21 protein-coding genes and 2 pseudogenes are annotated in these 26,262 nt (G+C 66.9%); 13 read left to right on the forward strand and 10 right to left on the reverse strand.

Going from position 1 to position 26,262, the window contains the following annotated elements:
- The first annotated feature begins 140 nt into the window (after positions 1–140).
- Positions 141–1,265: a pyridoxal phosphate-dependent aminotransferase gene (locus ACZK2V_RS15005; RefSeq protein WP_201116764.1), complete on the forward strand. Its 1,125-nt coding sequence runs from the start codon at positions 141–143 to the stop codon at positions 1,263–1,265.
- A gap of 118 nt (positions 1,266–1,383) precedes the next feature.
- On the opposite strand, the gene zipA is transcribed toward ACZK2V_RS15005, so the two are convergent.
- The 7 genes from zipA to ACZK2V_RS15040 form a co-directional block, all read right to left on the reverse strand.
- Positions 1,384–2,121, reverse strand: a complete 738-nt coding sequence (gene zipA, locus ACZK2V_RS15010) for a cell division protein ZipA (RefSeq protein WP_006376490.1) — start codon at positions 2,119–2,121, stop codon at positions 1,384–1,386.
- A 46-nt stretch (positions 2,122–2,167) separates the two neighbouring features.
- A complete protein-coding gene (smc, locus tag ACZK2V_RS15015; RefSeq protein ID WP_486322555.1) occupies positions 2,168–5,671 on the reverse strand; it encodes a chromosome segregation protein SMC in 3,504 nt (1,167 codons plus the stop codon).
- A 259-nt stretch (positions 5,672–5,930) separates the two neighbouring features.
- Positions 5,931–6,380 (reverse strand): 50S ribosomal protein L9, encoded by a 450-nt coding sequence (gene rplI / locus ACZK2V_RS15020; RefSeq protein WP_005410227.1) that lies wholly within the window; start codon positions 6,378–6,380, stop codon positions 5,931–5,933.
- A gap of 104 nt (positions 6,381–6,484) precedes the next feature.
- A complete protein-coding gene (gene rpsR / locus ACZK2V_RS15025; protein WP_002804494.1) occupies positions 6,485–6,715 on the reverse strand; it encodes a 30S ribosomal protein S18 in 231 nt (76 codons plus the stop codon).
- Positions 6,716–6,726: 11 nt separating this feature from the next.
- Positions 6,727–7,164, reverse strand: a complete 438-nt coding sequence (gene rpsF / locus ACZK2V_RS15030; protein ID WP_005410228.1) for a 30S ribosomal protein S6 — start codon at positions 7,162–7,164, stop codon at positions 6,727–6,729.
- Between the two features lie 161 nt (positions 7,165–7,325).
- On the reverse strand, positions 7,326–7,868 hold the full coding sequence (locus ACZK2V_RS15035) for a CbrC family protein (RefSeq protein WP_201116773.1): 543 nt from the start codon (positions 7,866–7,868) through the stop codon (positions 7,326–7,328).
- A gap of 78 nt (positions 7,869–7,946) precedes the next feature.
- On the reverse strand, positions 7,947–8,285 hold the full coding sequence (locus tag ACZK2V_RS15040; RefSeq protein WP_049422077.1) for a HesB/IscA family protein: 339 nt from the start codon (positions 8,283–8,285) through the stop codon (positions 7,947–7,949).
- Positions 8,286–8,413: 128 nt separating this feature from the next.
- Between ACZK2V_RS15040 and asnS the strand changes: the two genes are divergently transcribed.
- The 12 genes and pseudogenes from asnS (at position 8,414) to ACZK2V_RS15100 (ending at position 18,951) form a co-directional block, all read left to right on the forward strand.
- Positions 8,414–9,808 carry an asparagine--tRNA ligase gene (asnS, locus tag ACZK2V_RS15045; protein WP_201116775.1) on the forward strand — a complete coding sequence of 465 codons (1,395 nt, stop codon included), beginning with the start codon at positions 8,414–8,416 and terminating at the stop codon, positions 9,806–9,808.
- Positions 9,809–9,838: 30 nt separating this feature from the next.
- Positions 9,839–10,138, forward strand: coding sequence for a hypothetical protein (locus ACZK2V_RS15050; protein WP_005417403.1), 300 nt, complete (start codon positions 9,839–9,841; stop codon positions 10,136–10,138).
- A gap of 7 nt (positions 10,139–10,145) precedes the next feature.
- Positions 10,146–10,460 carry a hypothetical protein gene (locus tag ACZK2V_RS15055; protein ID WP_006453002.1) on the forward strand — a complete coding sequence of 105 codons (315 nt, stop codon included), beginning with the start codon at positions 10,146–10,148 and terminating at the stop codon, positions 10,458–10,460.
- 6 nt (positions 10,461–10,466) lie between these two features.
- Positions 10,467–11,103: pseudogene (locus ACZK2V_RS15060) on the forward strand (FMN-binding negative transcriptional regulator).
- A gap of 72 nt (positions 11,104–11,175) precedes the next feature.
- Positions 11,176–11,838 carry a carbonate dehydratase gene (gene can, locus ACZK2V_RS15065; protein WP_014037740.1) on the forward strand — a complete coding sequence of 221 codons (663 nt, stop codon included), beginning with the start codon at positions 11,176–11,178 and terminating at the stop codon, positions 11,836–11,838.
- Between the two features lie 19 nt (positions 11,839–11,857).
- Positions 11,858–12,379, forward strand: a complete 522-nt coding sequence (locus ACZK2V_RS15070; RefSeq protein WP_049422134.1) for a 3-hydroxyanthranilate 3,4-dioxygenase — start codon at positions 11,858–11,860, stop codon at positions 12,377–12,379.
- 204 nt (positions 12,380–12,583) lie between these two features.
- Positions 12,584–13,858, forward strand: a complete 1,275-nt coding sequence (gene kynU / locus ACZK2V_RS15075) for a kynureninase (protein WP_032127677.1) — start codon at positions 12,584–12,586, stop codon at positions 13,856–13,858.
- A gap of 31 nt (positions 13,859–13,889) precedes the next feature.
- Positions 13,890–15,255, forward strand: a pseudogene (locus tag ACZK2V_RS15080) (FAD-dependent oxidoreductase).
- Positions 15,255–16,694, forward strand: coding sequence for an exodeoxyribonuclease I (sbcB, locus tag ACZK2V_RS15085; protein ID WP_486322556.1), 1,440 nt, complete (start codon positions 15,255–15,257; stop codon positions 16,692–16,694). Before ACZK2V_RS15080 ends, sbcB begins: the two are co-directional and overlap by 1 nt.
- Positions 16,691–17,377, forward strand: coding sequence for a DUF2461 domain-containing protein (locus ACZK2V_RS15090; protein WP_032127674.1), 687 nt, complete (start codon positions 16,691–16,693; stop codon positions 17,375–17,377). The genes sbcB and ACZK2V_RS15090 overlap by 4 nt, the downstream gene beginning before the upstream one ends.
- Positions 17,377–18,357, forward strand: coding sequence for an aldo/keto reductase (locus tag ACZK2V_RS15095; RefSeq protein ID WP_154263989.1), 981 nt, complete (start codon positions 17,377–17,379; stop codon positions 18,355–18,357). The genes ACZK2V_RS15090 and ACZK2V_RS15095 overlap by 1 nt, the downstream gene beginning before the upstream one ends.
- A gap of 42 nt (positions 18,358–18,399) precedes the next feature.
- The gene (locus ACZK2V_RS15100; protein ID WP_071227460.1) at positions 18,400–18,951 is read left to right on the forward strand and encodes a DUF2939 domain-containing protein; all 552 of its coding nucleotides are present in this window, start codon (positions 18,400–18,402) and stop codon (positions 18,949–18,951) included.
- A gap of 135 nt (positions 18,952–19,086) precedes the next feature.
- On the opposite strand, the gene ACZK2V_RS15105 is transcribed toward ACZK2V_RS15100, so the two are convergent.
- From ACZK2V_RS15105 to ACZK2V_RS15115, 3 genes are all read right to left on the reverse strand, one after another.
- Positions 19,087–20,031 carry a 5'-nucleotidase gene (locus ACZK2V_RS15105; protein WP_087923029.1) on the reverse strand — a complete coding sequence of 315 codons (945 nt, stop codon included), beginning with the start codon at positions 20,029–20,031 and terminating at the stop codon, positions 19,087–19,089.
- A gap of 47 nt (positions 20,032–20,078) precedes the next feature.
- Positions 20,079–20,852 (reverse strand): NAD kinase, encoded by a 774-nt coding sequence (locus ACZK2V_RS15110; protein WP_006376667.1) that lies wholly within the window; start codon positions 20,850–20,852, stop codon positions 20,079–20,081.
- Between the two features lie 381 nt (positions 20,853–21,233).
- Positions 21,234–26,210, reverse strand: a complete 4,977-nt coding sequence (locus ACZK2V_RS15115; RefSeq protein WP_486322557.1) for an NAD-glutamate dehydrogenase — start codon at positions 26,208–26,210, stop codon at positions 21,234–21,236.
- Positions 26,211–26,262 lie beyond the last annotated feature (52 nt).

The following is a 26,262-nucleotide window of genomic DNA, read 5'->3' on the forward strand; positions in this document are numbered from 1 at the left end:
ATTCTACCGCGCCCGGCCGTCAGGCCCTGTAACGCCGCTGCGTTCATAGCGTCGAGCCATGTTCGACTCCACAGAAGGCGGGCTTGCCGCCCACCTCCACCGGCGCTAGCGTGCGACGTTCGCCCTTCGGAATACTGCCCGTGACCCTGCCTGCCTCCCGTCGACGCTTCCTGCAACTGGCCGGTGCCGGCCTCGCCGTCGCCGGCAGCGGGCTGCCGCGGCTCGGCCATGCCCAGCCCGCGACAGCCGCGGCCCCCGCCCCTGCCGAAGGCGCAGTACTGCTGAACTTCAACGAATGCCCATATGGTCCCTCGCCCGCAGCCCAACAGGCAGCGCGCGACAGCATCGCAAGCTGTGGCCGTTACCGCTTCGAGCTGGCGGGCAGGGTGCGCGACGCCTTCATCGAGCAGGCCGGCATTCCGGCCGACCATGTACGCCTCTACCCCGGTTCCAGTGAACCGCTGAACCGTGCCGCCACGCTGTGGACCGGCCCGCAGGCGGGGCTGGTGGTGGCCGACCCGACCTTCGAGACGCTCGGCGAGGTCGCCGCCGCACACGGTGCACACGTGCAGAAAGTGCCGCTGCGCGAGGACGGTGCACACGACCTGCGTGCGATGGTCGCCGCCGCACACGCACGCCCGACCGGGCTGCTGTATGTGTGCAACCCCAACAACCCGACCGGTTCGATCAGCCCGCAGGATGAGCTCGCCTGGCTGCTGGCCCACAAACCCGCTTCCACCCGCGTGCTGTTGGACGAGGCGTATCTGCAGTACAGCGAACAGCCGAGCCTGATCGCGCAGGTGGCGCAGCGCGATGACCTGATCGTGTTGCGCACGTTCTCCAAGCTATATGGCATGGCCGGCCTGCGCCTGGGCGTGGCGGCCGCACATCCCGACCGCCTGCGCGAACTGGCCAGCCTCGGCGACAACCCGCTGCCGGTGCCGGCGCTGGCGGCGGCACTGGCCAGCCTGCGCGATCCGCAGTTGATTCCACAGCGCCGCCTGCAGAATGCCAAGGTGCGCCAGGCTACCATCGCATGGCTGGGCAAGCGTGGTTTCAGCTGCGTGCCGTCGGAAGCGAACTGCTTCGTGGTCGACGTGCAACGCGATGGCAGCGCGTTCGCCAAGGCGATGGCGGACAACCGCGTGGTGATCGGACGCAGCTGGCCGATCTGGCCACAGCGCGTGCGCGTAACCGTCGGCACCGAGGACGAGATGGCCGCGTTCCGCCGCGCGTTCGCCAAGGTGGCCGGCGTACCGGCCTGACCCTGTTGGTGGGGGCGAACCTTGGTTCGCCCCATCCACGCATGGCGTGGACCTACTGTTGTGGGTGCCAACCGTTGGTCGGGGTGGGTGCCGACCGTTGGTCGGCACACCATGGCGCTTACCAGCGCGGGGTCTTGGTCAGCGGCGGCGCCTGGTGCTGGCGGTCATAGGCGCGCAGCTCGTCACGGATGTGCGCGATGCGCTGGCGGCCCAGGGCATTGCGGCTGTCATCCAGCACCACGCCGTCAAGCAGTTCGGCCATGCGCTGCACGGTCGGCAGCATCTTCTCCCAGGCGTCCAGCGCGGTCAGCGGTGCCGGCAGGGTCAGGAAGAAGGCGATGGCCGGGGTCTCCATGGCGCGGATGTTGGCCATGTCGAAGCTGCCTGGCTTCATGATGCTGGCCATCGAGAAGATCGGGCCGCGCTCGGGGTGGCCTTCCACCAGGCGGTGAAACACGTTCATGTGGCCGAACACCAGGCCGGTCTTCTCGGCCGCCACCACGATGTCCTCACCACGCAGCTGCTCGCCGGCCCGGGCAGCCACGAACAGCGAGACAATCTTGTCGAAATCCTGGGTGGCGCGCTTGCCGAGATCACTGGCGCCCGGGTCGGTTTCGCCCAGACCAAGTTCGGCCTGCTCGCCTTCCGTGCCCATGCCCGGTTCGACGCGGCCATCGGCCACGGCGACGCCGTCTTCGCCCAGTACCGGCTCGCGGCGCTCGCCGCTGGTCGGTTCCGCGCCTTCCACGCGACGCCCCTGGGGCTTCTTTTTCGGACGGCCAAACAGGAAGATCGCGGCGATCAACAGCAGGCCGGCGGCCAGGATGCCGATGCGCAACAGTGCCGTGTCGGACATTCGATAGGTTCTCCGGCTAGTTCATTCAGGTAACTAGGATGGCACGTCAGGCCGCGCCCGCCAATCGCGCGGCTTCTTCCAGGTCCACGCTGACCAGGCGGCTGACGCCCGGCTCGCGCATGGTCACGCCCGACAGCTGGTGCGCGGCCTCCATCGTCGCTTTGTTGTGGCTGACGAACAGGAACTGCACCTTTTCGCTCATTTCCTTGACCATGTTGGCCAGGCGGCCGACGTTGGCTTCGTCCAGCGGCGCGTCCACCTCATCCAGCAGGCAGAACGGCGCGGGGTTCAGCTGGAAGATGGCGAACACCAGCGCCACCGCGGTCATCGCCTTCTCGCCGCCGGACAGCAGCGAGATGCTGGACACGCGCTTGCCCGGCGGACGCGCCATGATGGTCACACCGGTGTCGAGCAGGTCTTCACCGGTCAGTTCCAGGTAGGCGTGGCCGCCACCGAACAGGCGCGGGTACAGCGCCTGCACGCCAGCGTTGACACGATCGAAGGTGTCCTTGAAACGACCGCGGGTCTCGCGGTCGATCTTGCGGATGGCATCCTCAAGGGTTTCCAGCGCGGTGGTCAGGTCGGTGTGCTGCGAATCCAGGTAATCCGAGCGCTGCGAAGCCTCGCCGTACTCGTGGATGGCGGCCAGGTTGACCGGCTCCAGCCGGCGCATGCGGCCATCGATCTGGTGCACGGCCTGCTCCCAGTCGCCCAGGCGGGCGTCCTCGGGCAGTGCGTTGAGCACGTCCTGCAGCACGAAGCCGGCCTTCTCCACCGCGCCCTGCAGGGTGTCCGCGCTGAGCACCAGCGCCTGCTGGTCCAGCTTGCGTTGCGAGATTCGCTCGCGCTGGGCCAGCGCCTGTTCGTCACGCTGGTGGCGGGTCTGTTCGTAATTGCGCAGCTCGGCGTCGATGCCGTCCAGCAGCGTGCGCGCCTCGGTCAGCACGCGATCGGCCCGCACACGCTCTTCCAGTGCGTTCTGGTGCTCGGCCTGCAGCGACTCGACCGGCGAATCGCCCTCATCCAACTGCGAATGCAGTTCGCCCAGGCGCGAATCCAACTGCCCGCGCTGGGTGCCCATGCGTTCCAACGCCTGGCTCAACGAGGCCAGCTGCGCCCGCTGTGATTCCAGGGTCAGGGCCAGCGAGTGCGAGCGCTCGCGCACCGCTCGCGCGGCGTCTCTGGCCAGGTCGCGGGCCTCGGTCAGCTGGCGACGCTCACCCTCCAGCCGCTGCCGGGTCGATTCCAGGTCACCCATGCTGCTGACCGCGTTTTCCAACCGCGAGCGCGCTTCACGCGCCTGCTCGTTGTTGGCTTCCAACGTTTCCTGCAGCTGCTTCAGTTCACCTTCGATGCGGTCGATGCGCGTTCGCGCCGCCTCCACCTTGCCCTGCTGTCCCTGCAATTGGCCAGCCAGTTCAGAGACCGCACGATGGGCCTGGTACAGCGCACGCTGCGCGTCTTCGCGCTGCTGTTCAGCCGCCTGCAACTGCTCACGGAAACCACTCAGCTGTTCTTCCAGCTCGGCTTCGCGATCCTGCAGTTGCTCGATCTGCTCGCGCAGCTCGTTGATCTCACGTTCGCGCAGCAGCGCACCCTGCTGGGCCGCACCAGAGCGCGACACGCGCAGCCAGCCCTGGCCCAGGCGCTCGCCACTCTGGGTGATGATCGAATCGCCTTCCGGAAGGCTGGCCTGCAGGGCCTTCGCCTCGGACAGGTCCTTGGCAGCATGCAGGTGCGCAAGCAGGCGACGGATCGCCGCCGGGCCGCGCACGCGTGCCGCCAGCGAAGTCGGTGCAGCCTTGACGTCGGCACCCGCGCTGGCAACCAGCGCAATGTGGCCATCGCCGAGTTCGCCGAGGGCATCAACCAGGCTGCCCGGGTCATCGACCAGCACGCCTTCGATCAATTGGCCGAGCGCGCTTTCCACCGCGTTTTCCCAGCCGGCATCCACGTCCAGGCGTTCGCCGACACGCGCTGCCGAATCCAGCCCACGTGCCTTCAGCCACGCCACGGCAGCGCCCTGCTCCTGGCCCAGCGCGGCCTGCTGCAGGGTTTCCAGCGAGGCCAGGCGACCGCGCAGGCCGTTGGCCTGCTTGCGCAGTTCGGCCAGTTCGTTCTGGCCATTGCGCTGCTGTTCCTGCACGGCCGCCACGCCCTGCTTGCGCAGCTCGACGTCTTCGCTCAATTCATCCAGCGCAGTCTTCTGCGTGTCGTGCTGCAGGTGCAGCTGCTCGAAGGCTTCTTCCAGCGCGTCCACGTCCAGGCCGGCGCGTTCGGCGGCCAGCGCTTCACGACGCCGATCAGCGTCGAGGATCTGCTTGTCCAGGTAGTCCACGCGCGTGCGCTCGACATCGCCGGCGCGCGATGCTTCCGAACTCTGCGAGGTGTGCTGCTCCCAGCGCTGCTGCCAGCTGGCCAGCCGGTCTTCGGCCTCGCGCAGGCTTTCCTGCTTGATCTCGTTCTCTTCCTGCAGCTCTTCCAACTGCGGGGTGGCGGCCTCCACCGCTTCGCGCAGCACCATCAGCTTGGCCTCATCACCACTGATGTGCTGGCCCAGTTCCGCCAACGCCTGACGGGTCTCGTCGCGCGCCTTGTGCAGGCGCTGCGACAGTTCGCGCTGGTGCTGGATCTGCTGTTCCACGCGCGCCAGCGTGCTGCCGACCTGGTAGACCGCGGCCTGCGCGGTGTTCAGCGCATCGGCGGCCTCTTCGCGGCGCACGCGCGAGGTCTCGATGCGGGCCTCGGCGTCACGCTGGTCGGCGATCAGCTGCTGCAGTTTGGTCTCTTCCTGCGACAGCCCTTCGCGCAGCTTGGACAGGCGACCGTCCAACCCGCGGAATTCCAGGGCCTTCCACTCGGCATCCTTGACCCGGCGCTCTTCCTGCAGGGCCTGGTACTGCTCAGCCTGCCTGGCCTGGCGCTTGAGGTGTTCGAGCTGCTTGCTGATCTCGTCGCGCAGGTCGCCCAGCCGGTCCAGGTTCTCGCGGGTGTGGCGGATGCGGGTCTCGGTCTCCTTGCGGCGCTCCTTGTACTTGGAGATGCCGGCCGCCTCTTCCAGGTACACGCGCAGGTCTTCCGGGCGCGCCTCGATGATCTGGCTGATCATGCCCTGCTCGATGATCGAGTAACTGCGCGGGCCCAGGCCGGTGCCGAGGAACAGGTCGGTGATGTCGCGGCGACGGCACTTGGTGCCGTTGAGGTAATAGTTGCTGGTGCCGTCGCGGCTGACCGTGCGCTTGACCGAGATCTCGTTGAACGAGGCGTACTCGCCGGAAATCGTGTGGTCGGAGTTGTCGAAGATCAGCTCGACCGTGGCCTGCGACACCGGCTTGCGGGCATTGGATCCGGAGAAGATCACGTCGGTCAGCGAGTCGCCACGCAGGCGGCTGGCCGAACTCTCGCCCATGACCCAGCGCACGGCGTCGATGATGTTCGACTTGCCGCAGCCATTGGGCCCCACCACGCCGGTCATGTTGGTCGGCAGGTGCAGGGTGGTCGGATCGACGAACGACTTGAAGCCGGACAGCTTGATCGTGGAAAGACGCATAGGGGTTCCGGACTGGGGCCGGCAAGCGGCCTGCGTTTACCCTCCAAGCCATTGATCCTGTTGGGATCGATGCCCGTGGAACGGGTGTGACGCCCTGAGTATACCGATGTGGCCGTGTTCTACGAATGGGCGTGAAACATTGTCCAGCCCTGCCTCGTCGGCCGGACGTCGCTCGACACCCCGAACCGGAGCCATAAAACAAAACGGGCACCCTTGCGGGCGCCCGTTCTGCGGTGATTCCAGGCCTTGCGGCGTGGGATCAGGCTTCGGCGACGACGACGACCTTGACGGTGGTCTCGACGTCGGCGTGCAGGTGGACCAGCACGTCGTATTCGCCGATGTTGCGGAAGGCGCCTTCGCCCAGGATGACTTCGCTCTTTTCCAGCGGCAGGCCGGCGGCGGTGAAGGCCTCGGCGATGTCGCGCGGGCCAACCGAGCCGTACAGCTTGCCTTCGGTCGAAGCGTTGGCGGCGATGGTCACGCTCGCGCCTTCCAGCTTGGCCTTGCGGCCTTCAGCGTCGGCGTGGATGGCCTGGGCCTTGGCTTCGTATTCGGCGCGCTTGGCTTCGAACTCGGCCTTGTTGCTCTCGGTGGCCGGCACGGCCTTGCCCTGCGGCACGAGGAAGTTACGGCCGTAGCCCGGCTTCACGTCGACCAGGTCGCCCAGGTTGCCGAGGTTGGTGACTTTCTGCAGGAGGATCAGCTGCATGGTATTGCTCCAGATAAGTTATTCGTTAGCGAGGCGATGCCCCGCAACAAAGGCTGTCCGAATAGCTGGCACAGCGGGGGCGGCGCCGGGCCGCCCCGCTGGCATCAGACGTCGTGGTTGTCGGTGTACGGGATCAGGGCCAGGAAGCGAGCGCGCTTGACGGCGGTCGCCAGCTGGCGCTGGTACTTCGACTTGGTACCGGTGACGCGGCTCGGCACGATCTTGCCGTTCTCGGTCAGGTACTGGCGCAGGGTGTTGAGATCCTTGTAGTCGATCTCCTTCACACCTTCAGCAGTGAACTTGCAGAACTTGCGGCGACGGAAGAACTTGGACATGGGAAGGCTCCTTAGGCGGCGGAAGCGGCGTCGTCGCCGGCTTCGTTGTCAGCGGTGTTGTTGGACTCGCCTTCTTCGTCGTCACGACGACGGCGCTCACCGCGCTCCGGCTTGTCACCCTTCTCGTCCTTGCTCTTCATGATCAGCGACTGCTCGGTGTCAGCCTCGTCACGCTTGATGACCAGGTTGCGCAGCACGGCGTCGTTGAAGCGGAAGCTCTCGGTCAGTTCGTTCAGAACGGCCTGGTCGGCTTCGATGTTCATCAGCACGTAGTGGGCCTTCACCAGGTTCTGGATCGGGTACGCCAGCTGGCGGCGGCCCCAGTCTTCCAGACGGTGGATGGTGCCATTGCCGTTCTCGACCAGCGACTTGTAGCGCTCGATCATGGCCGGGACCTGCTCGCTCTGGTCCGGGTGGACCATGAACACGATTTCGTAATGACGACTCATGTTTTTTTCTACCTTTCGGATGTGGCCTTGCGGCCGGACAGCCCCCCGCCGTTGATACCGCGGTGGGGCAAGGATTCCCGCCAGGAAGGCAGGAAGCCGCGCATTATGGCGCAGATGGGGTGGCCGGGCAACCGGCGGGCCACAGGGCAACCTGAACCGGGCTACCCCAGATCCACATGAAGGCGGTGCTGGCCGCATTCCAGGCACTGGAACAGGCAGCCAATCATCTCCCCGTCCCGGCTCAGGTGTTCAAGCACCCAGTCGGCGTCGCGCGGATTGACCTCGACCACATCGGGCCGGACCTGGTCGAGGATGGGCAGCAGATCGTCTCTGCCGGCGTAACCGAGGAAGGCGCAGGGCCGCTCACAATGGCTGAGCCAGACCGACTGCTGCCAGGACGAGTAGCCCGGGGTGCGCTCGCAGATCTCCAGCAGCAGCTCACGGGCGATGGTCGGCGGCGGACCGGCCGGATCCGGGGATACCCCTTCGATATCGCTCCAGCCGGTGAATTCACCCTCGTAACTGGCCGCTGCCCTGCCATTGGCGATACACCAGGGGCACAGGTAATCGGGGCCCAGAACGGAGTAGAACGGCCCCCGGTAGCGCAGTGTGCGCGGCTGACCGCAGCAGTCGCAGACCCCGTCGACCTCTTCGAAGGAGAGGGCGTAGGCGTTGGGGTGATAAATGAAAAGCGGTCGTTCCATCCGTGGATCCCTTCCCTGCCGACCAAGGTCGGCATCTACCAGCGCCCGGCCATGCCCGGCGGACGCCAGAACCAGCCCTCAGGCCTTGTCGGCGTCGGTGGTGAAGCTCTCGCCGCAGCCACACTCGGCGGTGGCGTTCGGGTTGCTGAACGTGAACGTTTCGCTCAGGCCGTGCTTGCCGAAGTCGATCACGGTGCCGTCCACCAGCGCCAGGCTCTTGGCGTCGACGTAGATCTTCACGCCGTCCTGGACGAACACGGTGTCGCCCTCGCGCTCGTCGCGGGCCAGGTCGGTGATGTGACCCCAGCCCGAGCAACCGGTCTTGGTCACGCCGAAACGCAGGCCCAGCGCGCCGGGGGTCTGGGCGACAAAGCGCTGCACGCGCTCGAAGGCAATGGGGGTCAGGCTGACGGCCATGGGGCTACTCCAGAGGTACGGGGACATTATAAGGAGCCGTTGCCACGAAAAATGCCTCGCAAGCAGAACGCTGCAACCGGTAAACTCCCGTGTTCACAGATCGAGTCGATCAGCAGAGGATTCAAGTCATGACGGTGGTCAGCGTTGAACATGCGCTTGCCGGGAAGATCCCGGAAGGCGGCGAAGTCACGGTACGCGGATGGGTGCGCACGGTGCGCGGTTCAGCGAATCTGGCCTTCGTGAATGTGAGCGACGGCTCCTGCTTCGCCCCGATCCAGGTAGTGGCCAATGACAACCTGGCCAACTTCGACGAGATCAAGCGCCTGACCAGCGGCTGCTCGGTCATCGCCACCGGCACGCTGGTGAAGTCGCAGGGCAAGGGCCAGTCGTTCGAGATCCAGGCCAGCGCGCTGGACGTGGTCGGCTGGGTCGAAGACCCGCTGACCTACCCGATCCAGCCCAAGCCGATGTCGCCGGAGTTCCTGCGCGAAGTGGCGCACCTGCGCCCGCGCACCAACCTGTTCGGCGCGGTCACCCGCATCCGCAACTGCCTGGCCCAGGCGGTGCACCGCTTCTTCCACGAGAACGGCTTCAACTGGATCAGCACCCCGATCATCACCACCTCCGACGCCGAAGGCGCCGGCCAGATGTTCCGTGTGTCCACCCTGGACATGGTGAACCTGCCGCGTGACGAGAAGGGCGCGATCGATTTCAGCCGCGACTTCTTCGGCAAGGAAACCTTCCTGACCGTGTCCGGCCAGCTGAACGTCGAGGCCTACTGCCTGGCGCTGAGCAAGGTCTACACCTTCGGACCGACCTTCCGCGCCGAGAACAGCCACACCACCCGCCACCTGGCGGAGTTCTGGATGATCGAGCCGGAAATCGCCTTCGCCGACCTGGCCGAAGATGCGCGCCTGGCCGAAGAGTTCCTGAAGTACCTGTTCCGCGCGGTGCTGAACGAGCGCGGCGACGACCTGGCCTTCATCGCCGAGCGCGTGGACAAGAACGCGATCACCAAGCTGGAAGACTTCATCAATGCGCCGTTCGAGCGCATCGACTACACCGATGCGGTCAGCCTGCTGCAGAAGTCCGGCAAGAAGTTCGACTTCCCGGTCGAATGGGGCCTGGACCTGCAGACCGAGCACGAGCGCTGGCTGACCGAAGAACACGTCGGCCGCCCGGTGGTGGTAACCAACTATCCGGAGCACATCAAGGCCTTCTACATGCGCCTGAACGACGACGGCAAGACCGTTGCCGCGATGGACGTGCTGGCCCCGGGCATCGGCGAGATCATCGGCGGCAGCCAGCGCGAAGAGCGCCTGGACGTGCTGGACGCGCGCATGGCCCAGTTCGGCCTGGATCGTGAGCACTACAGCTGGTATCGCGATTTCCGCCGCTATGGTTCGGTGCCGCACGCCGGCTTCGGCCTGGGCTTCGAACGCCTGGTGGTGTACGTCTGCGGGCTGTCCAACATCCGCGATGCGATCCCCTACCCGCGCGCCCCGGGCAGCGCGGACTTCTAAGCCCCACACGACCACGGAGGTACCGCTCCCATGACCCTGTTCTTCGCCCTCTGTTTCGTCGGCGTTGCAGTGGCCGGGTTCAGTGCCTTCGTGATCTTCTGGCCGCTGACCCTGGTGCACGTACGCGATCGCCATCCGGCGCTCGCCGAGCGCTTCGGCAGCGGTGCCTTCCTCAAGCCCGATGCCCTGGCCTGGCTGCTGCGCCGTGACTATCGCCAGCAGCCGGACCGCTCGCTGTCCGGGCTGGCGACGCCGGCCTGGGTATCGCTGCTGACCCTGCTGGCCGGACTGGGCATGGCCGCCCTGCTCTGGCTGGCCTCGCTCTGGTAACACATCCATGAATGACATCACCGCCTCGCGCGACAGCTGGTGGCTGGCCAGCCTCGGCAACACCCTGATCTGGGCGCGCCTGCGCGTGCGCCCGGCCGGCACCGCCGAAGTGCTCGACAGCGATGGCAACACGCTGAGCTATGACAGCGAAGACACCGCGCGTTCGCAGCTGTTCGACGCCGAATTCGTCGAGTACGACGGCCTGGACGAGGAAGACGCGCTGGTGCGCGGCTTCAGCCTGCACGAAGTGCAGCCGCCGCAGGCCGACAGCGATGAGGGCCTGCGCGGCCGCATGATCCAGTCGCTGGGCGGGCGCGCCTGACCCTGCATGTTCACCCCGCGCGCCTTCGCCGAGACCGACCTGCTCTGGCTGGACCGCCTGCTGGCGCGCGACCCGTTCGTTACCGTGCTTACGCCCGGCAGCGATGGCCTGCCGGAGCTGACCCGGATGCCGGTGCTGTACCGGCGTGACGGCGACCAGATCGAACTGCGCGGCCACTGGGCGCGCCAACCCGCAGTCGCGCCACCGCGGCGCGGCCAAGGTACTGATCGATGGTCCGCATGGCTACGTCTCGGCCAGCTGGTATCCGGACAAGGAGCCCGCTGCGCGGGTACCCACCTGGAACTACGCCGCCGCCGAGCTGCGTGGCCAGCTGCAGACCTTCGACGATACCGAAGCGCTGGCCGAACTGGTCGGCGCGATCAGCGACCGCTTCGAAGCCAATGTCGGACAGGCCTGGCATTTCGATCCCACGCGTGCCGAACATGGCCCGGAGCTGCGCGCCATCGTCGGCTTCCGCTTGCAGGTCGAACAGGTGCAGCTGAAGCTCAAGCTGAGCCAGAACCATCCCGATGCGAACCAGCGCGCGGTGATCGCCGAACTGGAACAGTTGGGCACCCCCGCTTCCACCGAGTTGGCGCAGTGGATGCGCTGGCACCGCGAACAGGCCGCCCGCAGCGACTGAACGCCCCAGATTCCCGCGACGACGCAGCCGGACGGCTGCGGCGAGCCCCCACCCGACGCCAGGGACCCATACATGAAAGACATCCACAAACTGCTGCAGAACAACCGCGACTGGGCCGACCGGATCGAGAAGGAAGACCCCGAGTTCTTCCACCAGCTCGCCAAGCAGCAGCACCCCGAATACCTGTGGATCGGCTGTTCCGATTCGCGCGTGCCGGCCAACCAGATCATCGGCATGGCCCCGGGCGAAGTGTTCGTGCACCGCAACGTCGCCAACGTGGTCGCGCACACCGACCTGAACTGCCTGAGCGTGGTGCAGTACGCGGTGGACCAGCTGAAGGTGAAGCACATCCTGATCGTCGGCCACTACGGCTGCGGCGGCGTGCATGCCTGCCTGCACAACACCCGCGTCGGCCTGGCCGACAACTGGCTGCGCCACGTTGGCGACGTGATGCAGAAGCACACCGGCATCCTCGATGCGATCGAGACCGACGAGCTCAAGCACGCACGCCTGTGCGAACTGAACGTGATCGAGCAGGTGGCCAACTTGTGCCGCTCGACCATCGTGCAGGACGCCTGGGCCCGCGGCCAGAAGCTGATGGTGCACGGCTGGGTCTACAGCCTGAAGGACGGACGCGTGCGCGAGATGGGCATCGACGTCGGTTCGCAGGAAGAGCTGCAGCCCGCCTATGAAAAGGCCCTGTCCTACGTCCCGCGCAAGGGCAAGCGCGACTGATCCCTTACGGATGACCACCATGCTCGCTTCGCCGATCAACCTGCACGCCTGGATCGAAGAAAACCGCCACCTGCTGAAGCCGCCGGTGGGCAACAAGATGATCGACAACGGCGACTTCATCGTGATGGTGGTGGGCGGGCCGAACTCGCGTACCGACTTCCACTACGACGAAGGCCCGGAGTGGTTCTACCAGCTCGAAGGCGAGATGGTGCTGAAGGTGCAGGAAGACGGCGCGGTGCGCGACATTCCGATCCGCGCCGGCGAGATCTTCCTGCTGCCGGCAAAGGTTCCGCACTCGCCGCGGCGCCCGCCCGGTGGTATCGGTCTGGTGGTCGAGCGCAAGCGCCTGCCGCACGAGATGGACGGCGTGATCTGGCACTGCGAGCGCTGCAACCACAAGCTGCACGAAGAGTATTTCCCGCTGCAGAACATCGAAACCGACCTGCCCAAGGTGTTTGCGCGCTATCACGCCAGCCTGGAACTGCGTACCTGCAGCGAGTGCGGGCACGTGGACCCGCTGCCGGCGCCAGCGGCAGGCTGAGCCATCGAACGGTAGTTCCCCACCTCGGTGGGCGCATGCTCGCCCCCGCTCTGGTAGTTGCCCACCTTGGTGGGCGCTTGCTTGTACGTGCGCCAACCAAGGTTGGCGTCTACCGGGTCATGCGGCGCTGGCGTTGGGTTGGCAGCTACCGGGCCATGCCCCAGGCGCTACACTGGCGATCCCGTTGCAGCCTGTTGCCCGACCATGTCCGACCTGCTCAGCCGCACCCACGCCATTGCCCTGGACGCCGCCGATCCGCTGCGCCCGCTGCGCAATGAATTCCTGATTCCGCGCCATGGCGGCGGCGAGCAGACCTACTTCGTCGGCAACTCGCTGGGCCTGCAGCCGCGTGGCGCGCAGGCGGCCGTGCAGGAAGTGATGAAGCAGTGGGGCGAGCTGGCGGTGGAAGGCCACTTCACCGGCCCGACGCAGTGGCTGTCCTACCACCGCCTGGTGAGCGCGCAGCTGGCCCGCGTGGTCGGTGCGCTGCCCAGCGAGGTAGTTGCAATGAACACGCTGAGCGTGAACCTGCACCTGATGATGGTCAGCTTCTACCGGCCCACGGCCGAGCGCCCGGTGATCCTGATGGAAGCCGGCGCATTCCCGACCGATCGCCACGCGGTGGAAGCACAGATCCGCTTCCATGGTTTCGACCCGGCCGAGTGCCTGGTGGAAGTGCAGCCGGACGAGGCCAACGGCACGATTTCACTGACCGCGATCGAGCATGCCATCGCCGAGCACGGTTCACGCCTGGCGCTGGTGCTGTGGCCCGGCGTGCAGTACCGCACCGGCCAGGCCTTCGACCTCGATGCGATCACCCGCGCCGCACGCCTGCAGGGCGCGCGTATCGGCTTCGACCTGGCACACTCGGTCGGCAACCTGCCGCTGCGCCTGCATGACGTGGCCCCTGATTTCGCCGTGTGGTGCCACTACAAGTACCTCAACAGCGGCCCGGGCGCGGTTGCCGGCGCCTTCGTCCACGAGCGCCATCACCGCGACACCAGCCTACCGCGCTTTGCCGGCTGGTGGGGCCATGAGGAATCCACCCGCTTCCAGATGGCACCGCAGTTCACGCCGGCCATCGGTGCCGAAGGCTGGCAGCTGAGCAATCCGCCAATCCTCGGCCTGGCGCCGCTGCGCGCCTCGCTGGACCTGTTCGAGCGCGCCGGCATGGAGGCGCTGCGCAGCAAGTCGCTGGCACTGACCGGCATGCTCGAAGCACTGGTCCGTGCGCGCCTGTCCGGCGTGCTGGACATCATCACCCCGGCCGAGCCGCAGCGCCGTGGCTGCCAGTTGTCGCTGCGCGTGATCGGTGGCCGCGAGCGCGGCCGTGCGCTGTTCGAGCATCTGCGCGGCATCGGCGTGCTCGGCGACTGGCGCGAACCCGACGTGATCCGCATCTCGCCCACGCCGCTCTACAACCGCTACCTGGACGTGCACCACTTCGTCGAGGAAGTGGAAGCCTGGGCCGGCCTCTAAGCCGGCCCCTCCCCTACTGCTGGACAGTTCGTTGATCGCACACGCTTCCCGCTCGTTGAGCATTATCGGTGCCGGCCTTGCCGGGTCCCTGCTGGCCATCCTGCTGTCACGCCAGGGCTGGCGCATCACCTTGTACGAACGCCGCGGCGATCCACGCGTGGCCGACTACGAGAGCGGCCGCTCGATCAACCTGGCGTTGGCCGAGCGTGGGCGCAACGCACTGCGTCAGGCGGGCGTGGAAGACGAGGTGATGGCGCGCGCGGTGATGATGCGCGGGCGCATGGTGCACCCGCGCGAGGGCGAACCGCAGCTGCAGCGCTATGGCCGCGACGACAGCGAAGTGATCTGGTCGATCCACCGCAGCGACCTGAACACCACGCTGCTGGAGCTGGCCGAACAGGCCGGCGCCACCGTGCACTTCCATCGCCGCCTGCACACCGTCGATTTCGATGCGGGTTACGCACGCTTCATCGATGACCGTGACGACAGCCCGCACGACATCCGTTTCGACACCCTGATCGGTGCCGACGGTGCCGGTTCGGCACTGCGTGCGGCGATGAACCGGCGCGCCGCTGGGTGAGGACATCGCCTTCCTCGACCACTCCTACAAGGAGCTGGAGATCCCGCCGGCTGCCGATGGCAGCTTCCGCATCGAGCGCAATGCACTGCACATCTGGCCGCGTGGCCACTACATGTGCATCGCCCTGCCCAACCATGAAGGCACCTTCACCGTCACGCTGTTCCTGCCCAACCAGGGCGATCCCAGCTTCGCCACCGTCAACACCGGCACACAGGCCGAGGCGCTGTTCGCGCGCGAGTTCGCCGACACCCTGCCGTTGATCCCGAACCTGCGCGCGGACTGGGAGCAGCATCCGCCGGGCCTGCTTGGCACGCTCACTCTGGAACGCTGGCACCAGCAGGGCCGCGCCGTGCTGATCGGCGATGCCGCGCATGCGATGGTGCCGTTCCATGGCCAGGGTATGAACTGCGCGTTCGAGGACTGCGTTGCGCTGGCCCGTCACCTGATGGAGGCCGATGATCTGGAAGGCGCGTTCGCCGCGTTCGAAGCCGAGCGCAAGCCAAATGCGCGCGCAATCCAGCAGATGGCGCTGGAGAACTACCTGGAGATGCGCGACCGCGTGGCCGATCCCGCGTTCCTGCTGCAGCGCGAACTGGAGCAGGAACTGCAGCGGCGCTGGCCGACCCGTTTCGTACCGCACTACACGATGGTCACCTTCCTGCACACGCCCTATGCCGAGGCGCTGCGCCGCACCGAACTGCAGCGCGACATGCTGGTGGCCGCCACCGCCGGTCACGATTCACTGGACAACATCGACTGGACCGCACTGGAAGCACAGATCCACGCCCAGCTACCGGTCCTGGAGGGGGCGCACTGATGGCTGACAGCTTCCTGTTCTACGACCTGGAAACCTTCGGCCAGGACCCGCGGCGCACGCGCATCTCGCAGTACGCCGCGATCCGTACCGACGCCGATCTCAACGAAATCGACACGCCGGTCAGCTTCTTCGTGCGCCCGGCCGATGACCTGCTGCCCTCGCCGATGGCCACGCTGGTCACCGGCATCACCCCGCAGCAGGCACTGGCCGAGGGCATCAGCGAGGCCGAGGCCTTCGATCGCATCAACGAGCAGCTGTCGCGCCCCGGCACCTGTGCGCTGGGCTACAACACGCTGCGCTTCGACGATGAGTTCGTCCGCTACGGCCTGTTCCGCAACTTCCACGACCCGTACGAACGCGAGTGGCGCAACGGCAATTCGCGCTGGGACCTGCTGGACATGCTGCGGCTGATGCGCGCGATGCGCCCGGACGGCATCCAGTGGCCGCTGCGCGAGGATGGCGCCACCTCGTTCAAGCTCGAGCACCTGGCCGAGGCCAACAACGTGCGCGAAGGCGATGCGCACGAAGCGCTGTCCGACGTACGCGCCACCATCGGCATGGCACGCCTGTTCAAGCAGTCGCAGCCACGCCTGTGGGACTACGCGCTGAAGCTGCGTGACAAACGCTTCGTCGGCGGCCTGCTGGACGTGGCCGCGATGAAGCCGGTGCTGCACATTTCCATGCGCTACCCGGCCAGCCGCCTGTGCGCGGCACCGGTGCTGCCGCTGGCCGTGCACCCGACCATCAACAACCGGGTGATCGTGTTCGACCTGGAAGGCGGGATCGACGACCTGCTGGAACTGCCGGCCGAGGTGATCGCACAGCGCCTGTACATGCGCGCCAGCGAGCTGCCCGAAGGTGTGGCGCGGGTGCCGCTGAAGGAAGTGCACCTGAACAAGGTGCCGGCGCTGATCGCCTGGAACCACCTGCGCGCCGATGACCACGCGCGCCTCGGCCTGGACGTGGCCGCGATCGAGGCCAAGGTGGAACGCCTGCGCGCGTTCGCCCCACAGCTGGCCGAGAAGGCGCGACAGGTCTACAACCAGACTCGCGCCGCCACCGTGGCCGACGTCGATGCCTCGCTGTACGACGGCTTCCTCGGCAATGGTGACAAGCCGCTGCTTGCGCTGGCACGCACCAGCGCGCCGGAGCAGCTGGCCGCGCTGGAAGGCCGCTTCCGCGACCCGCGCCTGCCGGAACTGCTGTTCCGCTACCGCGCGCGCAACCACCCCGACAGCCTCGCACCGTCCGAACGCCAGCGCTGGCAGGAGTACCGCCGCCAGCGCCTGCTGGGAGACGGCGGGCTGGGCGAACTCAACATGCCCCAGTACCAGCAGCAGCTCGATGCCCTGGCCGCCGAAGCGCCCGACGACGCCCGGCGCCAGGCCCTGCTGCAATCGCTGCGCGACTGGGGCCAGCACCTGCAGGAGACCTTGTGAGTACCTATTTCTCGGACGCCAGCTTCAAGTTCCTGCGCAGCCTGGCGCGGCATAACGACAAGGCGTGGTTCAACGACCACCGCCAGCAGTATGAAGACCACGTGCGGCAGCCATTCCTGCGCCTGCTGGGTGACCTGCAGCCGGCGCTGGCCGAGGTCAGCGACCACTTCCGCGCCGATACCCGCGGCGTCGGCGGCTCGCTGTTCCGCATCCATCGCGACGCGCGCTTCTCCAACGACAAATCCCCGTACAAGACCTGGCAGGGTGCACGCCTGTTCCATGAGCGCCGCCGCGAGGTGGCCGCGCCCTCGTTCTACGTGCACCTGCAGCCGGGTGAGAGCTTCGTCGGTGCCGGCCTGTGGCATCCGGAACCGGAGACCCAGCGCCGCGTGCGCCACTTCATCCTCGACAACCCGGGCAGCTGGAAGGCCGCAGCGCATGCACCGGCCCTGCGCAAGCGCTTCGACTTCGAAGAGAGCGAGAAGCTGGTGCGTCCGCCGCGCGGCTTCCCGGCCGACTTCGAATTCATCGACGACCTCAAGCACCGCAACTGGGTGATGTGGCGCTCGCTGGACGACGCCACCATGACCGGCCCACGCCTGCTGTCCACGCTGGGCAAGGACCTGGCCGCGCTCGGCCCGTTCGTCGACTACCTGTGCGCGGCGCTGGACCTGGAATTCTGATGCCGTTGGCACAGCAACGCCGCACGCTGGGCCGCACCGGCCTGGCGGTTTCGCCGGTGGGCCTTGGCTGCTCCGGCTTCTGGGGGCATCGCCGCTTCCCGGAACAGTCGGCCGCGCACGTGGTCGAGCATGCACTGGCACAGGGCGTGAACCTGTTGGACACCGGCCACAACTATTCCGGTTTCCACGCCGAGCCGCGGCTGGGCCGCATCCTGCGCCCGTTGCTGAAGCGATACCCGCGCGAGGCGCTGGTGATTTCCAGCAAGGGCGGCACACTGACCGGCCAGGCCGGCGTCAGCGGCGCCGAGCAACGCAATTTCTCGCCGGCAGCCATCACTGCCAGCTGCGAGGCCTCGCTGCGCAACCTCGGCCTGGATTACCTGGATATCTACCAGCTGCACGGTGCCAGCCAGCACGACATCAACGATGACCTGCTGGCCGCACTGCAACGCCTGCGCGAACGCGGGCTGATCCGGCACACCGGCATCAATACGCACACGGCATCGACCCTGCGCTGGATGATCGACCATCCGACGCTGTTCGACGTGGTGCTGCTCGATTACAACGCCCTGCAGCAGGACCGTGAACCCCTCATCGACCAGTTGCATGCGGTGGGCATCGGCGTGCTGGCCGGCACCGTGCTGGCGCAGGGCCATCTGCTGCCACCACGCCCGCACCTGCCACGACCGGCGGATGCCTGGTACCTGGCCAGGGCCTGGCTCAAGCCGAGCAGCCGTCAACTGATGCGCAGCGCACGCAATATGCGGAAGGCACTCGCCGCCATCCGCAGCCAGCGCCCGGCCCAGACCGCGTTTGCCTACGCCCTGGGCCATCCCGGCGTGGCCAGTGGCATCCTGGGTACCACCCGCACCGCCAGCCTGGACGAAGTACTGGCGACGCGGCTTGAGGCACTGACCGCAGCCGAACGCCAGCAGCTGGTGGACGCCTTCGGTGATGGCCGCGGATCTCCCAGTCATTGAGTCTTCACCCCATGCTGCTGCGGTTGCGGCAGTCTGGGCGGCATGAAGAAACTCACCGCACTCGTTGGGCTGTTGGTCCTGGCCTTGGCCGCCTGGTGGTTCGGCGGCCCGTACATGACCGTCAATGGCCTGTCCAAGGCCATTGAGCAACGCGACACCGCGCGCCTGGAGCGTTACGTCGATTTCCCGCGCGTGCGCAGCAGCCTGCGCGCGCAGCTCAATGACTATCTGGTGCGCCAGGCCGGCCCGGATGTGGCGGCCAGCCCGTTCGGTGCCCTGCTGTACGGGCTGGGCGACCAGCTTGGTGGTGCCGCGGTGGACACCATGGTGACCCCGACCGGGATCGGCGCGATGCTGCAGGGTCACGTGCTGTGGAAGCGCGGCCGCAATGAACTGCAGGGCGGCGATGCCTTCGGCGCGACCGAACCCGCACGGCCGCTGAAGCATGCCGAACATCATTTCGAAGCGCTGGACCGCTTCGTGATCGATGTCGATCGCGGCCCCGGCCAGCCGCCAATGAAGGTGGTGCTGGAACCGCAGGGCCTGCGCTGGAAGGTGGTGGACCTGCAGCTGGGGATGTCGGGCAGCCCTTGACGGGACCCGTGGCCTGACGGCAATGCCAACCAAGGTTGGCGACTACCGGGGCATGGCGCTCTGGTAGATGCCCACCTTGGTGGGCACGGATGCATGGCAGTGCCAACCAACGGTTGGCACCCACCCGTCGTGGCCTCAGCTCTCGTTGGCGACACCATGTGGTACGTGGCCGGCGGCCACATGCTCTCGGGCGCTGTCGATGTTGTGCTGCGAATCATCGAAGAAGATGTCGGCGCCGAACGCCTGCAGGAACGGGCCCTTGTGGCGGCCACCGAGGAACAGCGCTTCGTCCAGGCGCACACCCCACTCACGCAGGGTGCGGATCACCCGTTCGTGCGCAGGTGCCGAACGCGCGGTCACCAGTGCGGTGCGGATCGGTGCACTGTCTCCGGCCGGGAACACTTCCTGCAGCGTGTGCAGCGCCGACAGGAAGCCACGGAACGGCCCGCCGCTGAGCGGCTCTCGGGCGCGCTCGCGTTCGTGGCGGCCAAAGGCTTCCACGCCCTGCTCGCGCGAAATGCGCTCACTCTCGTCGCCGAAGATCACGGCGTCACCGTCAAAGGCGATGCGCAGCTGACCGGCCGGGCGACCGGTATCGATCTGGTCGGCCGCCGCGGCGGCGGTCTCGCCCGGCGGCTTGGGCAGGATGGTCGCCGCCGCGATGCCATGGCGCAGCGCGCTGCGCACCGATTCGGGGTTGGCCGACAGGAACAGGTCGGTGCCGAACGGCTTCACGTACGGCCAGGTCGGCTCGCCGGCGGTGAACGTTGCGCGGATGATGCCCAGGCCGTAGTGCTGGATCGAATTGAAGATGCGCAGGCCGGTATCGGCCGAATTGCGCGACAGCAGGATCACCTCGACCCGCGGGTTCTCCGGGCTGGCGCCCTGATTCAGCGCCAGCAACTTGCGCACCACCGGGAAGGCCACGCCGGGCCCGAGGATATCGTCCTCGTGCTGGCGCTGGAATTCGGCATAGGCCGCCACGCCATCGCTCTCGAACAGCGCATGGCTTTCCTCGAGGTCGAACAGGGCGCGCGAGGTCACCGCGACGGTCAGCAAACGGGGGGAGTTGTCGCCCATCGGTGGGGGTCCTTCAAGCGGTCGGCGGGGCCGGCCGCCTATTGTCGTCAAAAAACGAACTGTTCGCTCAGGATCCGGTCTTCCAGGTTGTGCTCCGGGTCGAACAGCAGGGTCACGCGGCGGTCCTTCGACTCGCGGATGGTCACCTCGACCACGTCGCGGGTCTCGTGCGAATCCGCTGTGACGCTGACCGGGCGCTTGTACGGATCAAGCACGCGGAAACGCACCTCGGTGTCGGCCTTGAGGATCGCCCCGCGCCAGCGTCGCGGCCGGTAAGGGGCCAGCGGCGTCAGCGCGATGGTATGCGAGCCCAGCGGCAGCACCGGTCCGTGCGCGGAATAGTTGTAGGCGGTACTGCCGGCCGGGGTGGCCACCAGCACGCCGTCTCCGATCAGTTCGGCCACACGTTCCTGGCCGTTGAGGTCGATGCCGATATGCGCCGCCTGGCGGGTCTGGCGCAGCAGCGACACATCGTTGTAGGCCAGCGAACCGGTACTGGTGCCCGACTCGGTCAACGCCACCATTTCCAGCGGGCGCAGGTTGGCCGGTTCGGCACGGGCAATGCGCGCCTGCACGTCGTCGTCGCCACGGTACTGGTTCATCAGGAAGCCGACGGTGCCCAGCTTCATGCCGAACACCGGCTTGCCCAGGTGCCCGTGCCGGTGCAGGGTCTGCAGCATGAAACCGTCGCCGCCCAGCGGGCACAGCACGTCCGCCTGCTCCGGCGCGTGATCGCCATAGCGCGAGACCATCGCGGCGCGGGCCATCTGCGCGGGCTCGGTGGTGCTGGCCAGGAAAGCGATGCGGGGGGTGTCGCTCATCGGTGGATCCGGGGGGGACTGGTGAAGAGCATAACCGAGCGCCGGGGGGTGGACCGCGCGGGGCGGATGACCGGCATATCCGCCGGGACACGCCGTAAACCCGTCCCTGGGGGCTCGATCGCGCCATCCATGGCGCTCACGGTCCCGGCGGATATGCCGGTCATCCACCTGACAGGTCGACGGCCGGCGTCGGGTCAGTGATCGCAGAAAAACAGGCAGAAACAGAACGGCCCCGCTTTCGCGGGGCCGTTCCTCCAACTGCTGCAGATCAGGAGCCCCCCTGAGTCAGGGGGCGCGCCAACGGCGCGGGGGTCTGGGAGCATGGTTGGCATGGGGCCCACGGTTTGCAGAGCAAACCGTGGGGCGTCAGCGCGAATGCGCTTACGCACCATGCGCGGCCAGCTGGCCCAGGCGCTGCACCGCGACCGAGACGGTCGGGTAGTCCAGGGTCTTCTGCTCGGCCAGTTCGGCCAGCATCGCCAGGGTGAAGCGCAGGCTGTTGTCGTCGCGACCCATCCAGGCCGCCACCTTCGCTTCAGCACTGCTGCCCTTGGTGCCCAGCACCTGGCCCGCTAGGTTGCGGTGGTTGGCGGCCAGCTCGTCACGCAGCACGCCACGTGCCACGGCGTGCCAACGGCCATTAACCTCCAGCGCGTCGACCTGCTCGAACAGCCACGGCAGCTGCAGGGCATCGCCCAGGCGGAAGTGGACCTTGGACACGTCCACCGGCTTCAGCTTGCGGGTACGGGCCAGTTCGATGATGTCGAACGCCGGCTCCAGGAAGTGCAGTTCGGCCAGCTGCTGCGCCAGTGCGGACGGCAGGCCCTTTTCCTTCCACTCGGCCACCAGGGCTTCGTAGGTCGGACGCTGCGAATCCGGCAGCACACCCGAGGCAACACGGATGTCGTTGAACGGACCCTGGTAGCGGTTGACCGCTTCGGTGATGCCCGGCATCGCGCCCGGGCGCGACAGCAGCCAGCGCACGAACGAGCGCTGCAGCTTCCAGATCACTTCCAGCGCGTCGATCTGCACCGACTCCGGCACCTTGCCGTCGAGCGCATCGATCTGCGCCCACAGCGCGCGTGCATCCAGCGTTTCGCGGCTGATGGTGTAGGCCTTGGCGACCTCGGCGATGGAACGGCCGGTGTCTTCCTGCATGCGCATCAGGAAGGTGGCGCCCATGCGGTTGATGGTCTGGTTGGTCACGGCCGTGGCGATGATTTCGCGCTTCAGGCGGTGACGCTCCATTGCGTCGGCGTACTTCTTCTGCAGCGGGGTCGGGAAGTAGCGCTGCAGCTCCTTGGACAGGTACGGATCTTCCGGAATGTCCGAATCCAGCAGCTGGGCGAACGCCACCAGCTTGGAGTAGGACAGCAGCACCGACAGCTCCGGACGGGTCAGGCCCTGGCCGCGTGCCTTGCGCTGCGACAGCTCGGCATCGGACGGCAGGAACTCGATCTGGCGATCAAGCAGGCCCTGCTGCTCCAGGGTACGGATGAAGTGCTGCTTGGAACCCAGGCGCTTGACTGCCATCCGCTCCATCAGGCTCAGCGCCTGGTTCTGGCGGTAGTTGTCGTTGAGCACCAGCTCGGCGACTTCATCGGTCATCGAGGCCAACAGCTTGTTGCGCTGCTCGACGGTCAACTTCTTGGCCCGCACCACATCGTTGAGCAGGATCTTGATGTTGACTTCATGGTCGGAGGTGTCGACACCGGCCGAGTTGTCGATGAAGTCGGTGTTGAGCAGCACGCCGGCCTGGGCAGCTTCGATGCGGCCCAGCTGGGTCATGCCCAGGTTGCCGCCCTCGCCCACCACCTTGCAGCGCAGCTCGCCACCGTTCACGCGCAGCGCGTTGTTGGCGCGGTCGCCGACATCGCTGTGCTGCTCGCTGGCGGCCTTGACGTAGGTACCGATGCCGCCGTTCCACAGCAGGTCGACCGGTGCCTTCAGGATCGCGCTCATCAGGTCGTTCGGCGACAGCGCCTTGACGTTCTCGTCCAGGCCCAGCACTTCACGCACCTGAGGGGTGATCTCGATCGACTTCAGGCTGCGCGGGTACACGCCGCCGCCCTTGCTGATCAGCTTGGCATCGTAGTCCGCCCAGCTCGAACGCGGCACGGTGAACAGGCGCTCACGTTCGACGAACGTGGTGGCTGCATCCGGGTTCGGGTCCAGGAAGATGTGGCGGTGATCGAACGCAGCGACCAGGCGGATGTGGCGCGACAGCAGCATGCCGTTGCCGAACACGTCGCCGGACATGTCGCCGACGCCGACTGCGGTGAAGTCCTGGCTCTGGCTGTCACGGCCCAGCGCACGGAAGTGGCGCTTGACCGACTCCCACGCACCGCGTGCGGTGATGCCCATGCCCTTGTGGTCGTAACCCACCGAACCACCAGAGGCGAACGCATCGCCCATCCAGAAGCCGTGCGCGATGGCCAGGCCGTTGGCAATGTCGGAGAAGGTCGCGGTGCCCTTGTCGGCAGCCACCACCAGGTACGGATCGTCCATGTCGTGGCGCACGACATCCACCGGCGGCACGATCTTGTTGTTGACGATGTTGTCGGTGATGTCCAGCAGGCCCTGGATGAACAGCTTGTAGCAGGCCACGCCGTTGGCGAAGATCGCGTCGCGGTCGCCGTTCACCAGCGGGGTCTTGGCGAAGAAGCCGCCCTTCGCGCCGACCGGCACGATGACGGTGTTCTTGACCATCTGCGCCTTGACCAGGCCCAGCACTTCGGTACGGAAGTCTTCGCGACGGTCCGACCAGCGCAGGCCACCACGGGCGACCGCGCCGAAGCGCAGGTGGGTACCTTCCACGCGCGGGCCGTAGACGAAGATTTCGCGGTACGGGCGCGGCTTCGGCAGGTCCGGCACCAGCGCCGAATCGAACTTGAAGCTGATGACATGGCCGTGCTGGCCGTTGGCATCGGTCTGGTAGTAGCTGGTACGCAGGGTCGCGTCGATCACGCCCATGAACGAGCGCAGGATGCGGTCTTCGTCCAGGCTGGACACGCGGTCCATCAGCTTCAGCAGCGCATCGCGCGCGGCCTGCATCTGCGCGTCGCGGTCACCCTTGCGGGCGTCGACCACGGTCTTGAGCACCTTCAGGGTGGCGTCGTCGCCAGCAGCCAGCACATCGAAGTGGGCCTTCAGCTGGGCCTGGCCGGCGGCGATATCGTCCTTGCTCTCATGGCCGGTAGCCGGATCGAAGCGGGCTTCGAACAGCTCGACCAGCAGGCGGGCCAGCAGCGGGTAGCGCGCAAAGGTGCCTTCCACGTAGGCCTGCGAGAACGGCACGCCAGTCTGCAGCAGGTACTTGCAGTAGCCACGCAGCATGGCGACCTGGCGCCAGTGCAGGCCAGCGGCCAGCACCAGGCGGTTGAAGCCGTCGTTCTCGGCATCGCCGTGCCAGACGCGGGCGAAGGTCTCGCCGAAGGCTTCATCGACGCTGGCGGCATCGATCGCGCCGGCGGTCGACTCGACCTCGAAGTCCTGCACGTACACCGGCGCGTTGTCGACCGACAGGCGGTACGGACGCTCGGCGATCACGCGCAGGCCCATGTTTTCCATCATCGGCAGCGCGTCCGACAGCGGAATGTCGTCCAGCTGGCGATACAGCTTCAGGCGCAGGCCATCGCCGCTTTCGCGCGGCACGGCCTGCAGGCTCAGGCGCAGGTCGTCCGGGCCGGTCAGGGCATCGAGCTGGCTGACATCGTTGGCGGCAACGGCGGTGCTGTTGTCTTCGATATAGCCGGCCGGCAGTGCCTTGCCGATGCGGGCAGCGATGCGCAGGCCTTCGGTTTCGCCGTGGCGGGTCACCAGCGCTTCGCGCAGGTCGTCCTGCCAGTTGCGCAGCACCTGGGCCAGCTTCTGCTCCAGTTCGGCGGTATCGACGTCCAGCATTTCGCCCGGCTTGGGGCGCACGATCAGGTGCACCTGGGCCAGCGGCGATTCGCCCAGCACCACCGAGCTGTCCACGTACTCGCCGTGCAGCGCGTCCTTCAGCATCGCTTCGATGCGCAGGCGCACGTCGGTGTTGAAGCGCTCACGCGGCAGGTAGACCAGCGCGGAGATGAAACGGCTGTACTTGTCGCGGCGCAGGAACAGGCGGCTGCGCACGCGCTCCTGCAGGCCCAGCACGCCCATGGCAGTGCGGAACAGTTCGTCCTCGCTGGACTGGAACAGTTCTTCGCGCGGCAGGGTTTCCAGGATGTGGCGCAGGGCCTTGCCGCTGTGGCTGGCCGAGGCCAGGCCCGACTGCTTCATCACGTGCTCGTGGCGCTGGCGCACCAGCGGGATTTCCCACGGGCGACGGTTGTAGGCGCTGGAGGTGAACAGGCCGAGGAAGCGCTGCTCGCCGATGATCTTGCCCTTGGCGTCGAATTCCAGCACGCCGATGTAGTCCATGTAGCCGGCGCGGTGCACGCGCGAACGGGCATTGGTCTTGGTCAGGATCAGCGCGTCCTTCAGCCCGGACGTGGTGTTCAGGCCCTGCGCGGCCAGGGTCTTGACCGGACGGGCGGCGGACTTGTCCTTGCCGCGCATCAGGCCCAGGCCGGTGTCGTTCAGCGGCGCCAGCACCTCTTCCTTGCCCTGCTTCTCGACGCGGTACTCGCGGTAGCCGAAGAAGGTGAAGTGGTTGTCGGCGGCCCAGCGCAGGAATTCCTGTGCTTCCTTGCGCGACGCGTCGTCGACCGGCAGCTGGCGGCTGCCCAGGTCGTCGGCCAGCGCCAGCGCCTTGTCCTTCATCGGCTGCCAGTCGCGCACGATCGCACGCACTTCGTCCAGCGCCTTGCTGATGGCCTGCTCGATGGCCGCCATGGCTTCGGCCGGCTGGCGGTCGATCTCCAGCAGCATCACCGACTCGGCATCACCCTCGCCGACCTTGACCAGCTTGCCGGCCTTGTCGCGGGTGAAGCGCAGCACCGGGTGGCCCAGCACGTGGACGCCCACGCCCTGTTCGGCCAGCGACATGGTGACGGTGTCGACCAGAAACGGCATGTCGTCGTTGACGATCTGCAGCACGGTGTGCGGCGATTCCCAACCGTTGGCCTTCGCGGTCGGATTGAACACGCGGACGTTGGCCTTGCCGGCCTTGCGGGCACGGGCGAATTCCAGCGTCTCAGCCGCGAGAGCGGCCCACTCTTCAGCGCTGTGGTGCGGGAACTCGTCCGACTCCATGCGCTTGTAGAAGTCAGTGGCGAAGGCCACCGCTTCGGCCTGTGCGGCCGCGGGGTAACGCTTGCGCAATGCCGTGTACACCGGCTCCAGGGAGAAACCAGCGGTCACTGCGACCTCCGACTCTGCTGGTTTGGTCTTGTTTTTCACGGTCTTGGCTGCGGTTTTTTGCGGTTTCATGGCAGAGCGATGCGCTTGCTCAGTTGGGAAAATGAAATTGTAGCCCTACCGC

The sequence above is a fragment of the Stenotrophomonas sp. 93052_Sma genome, assembly GCF_056481145.1.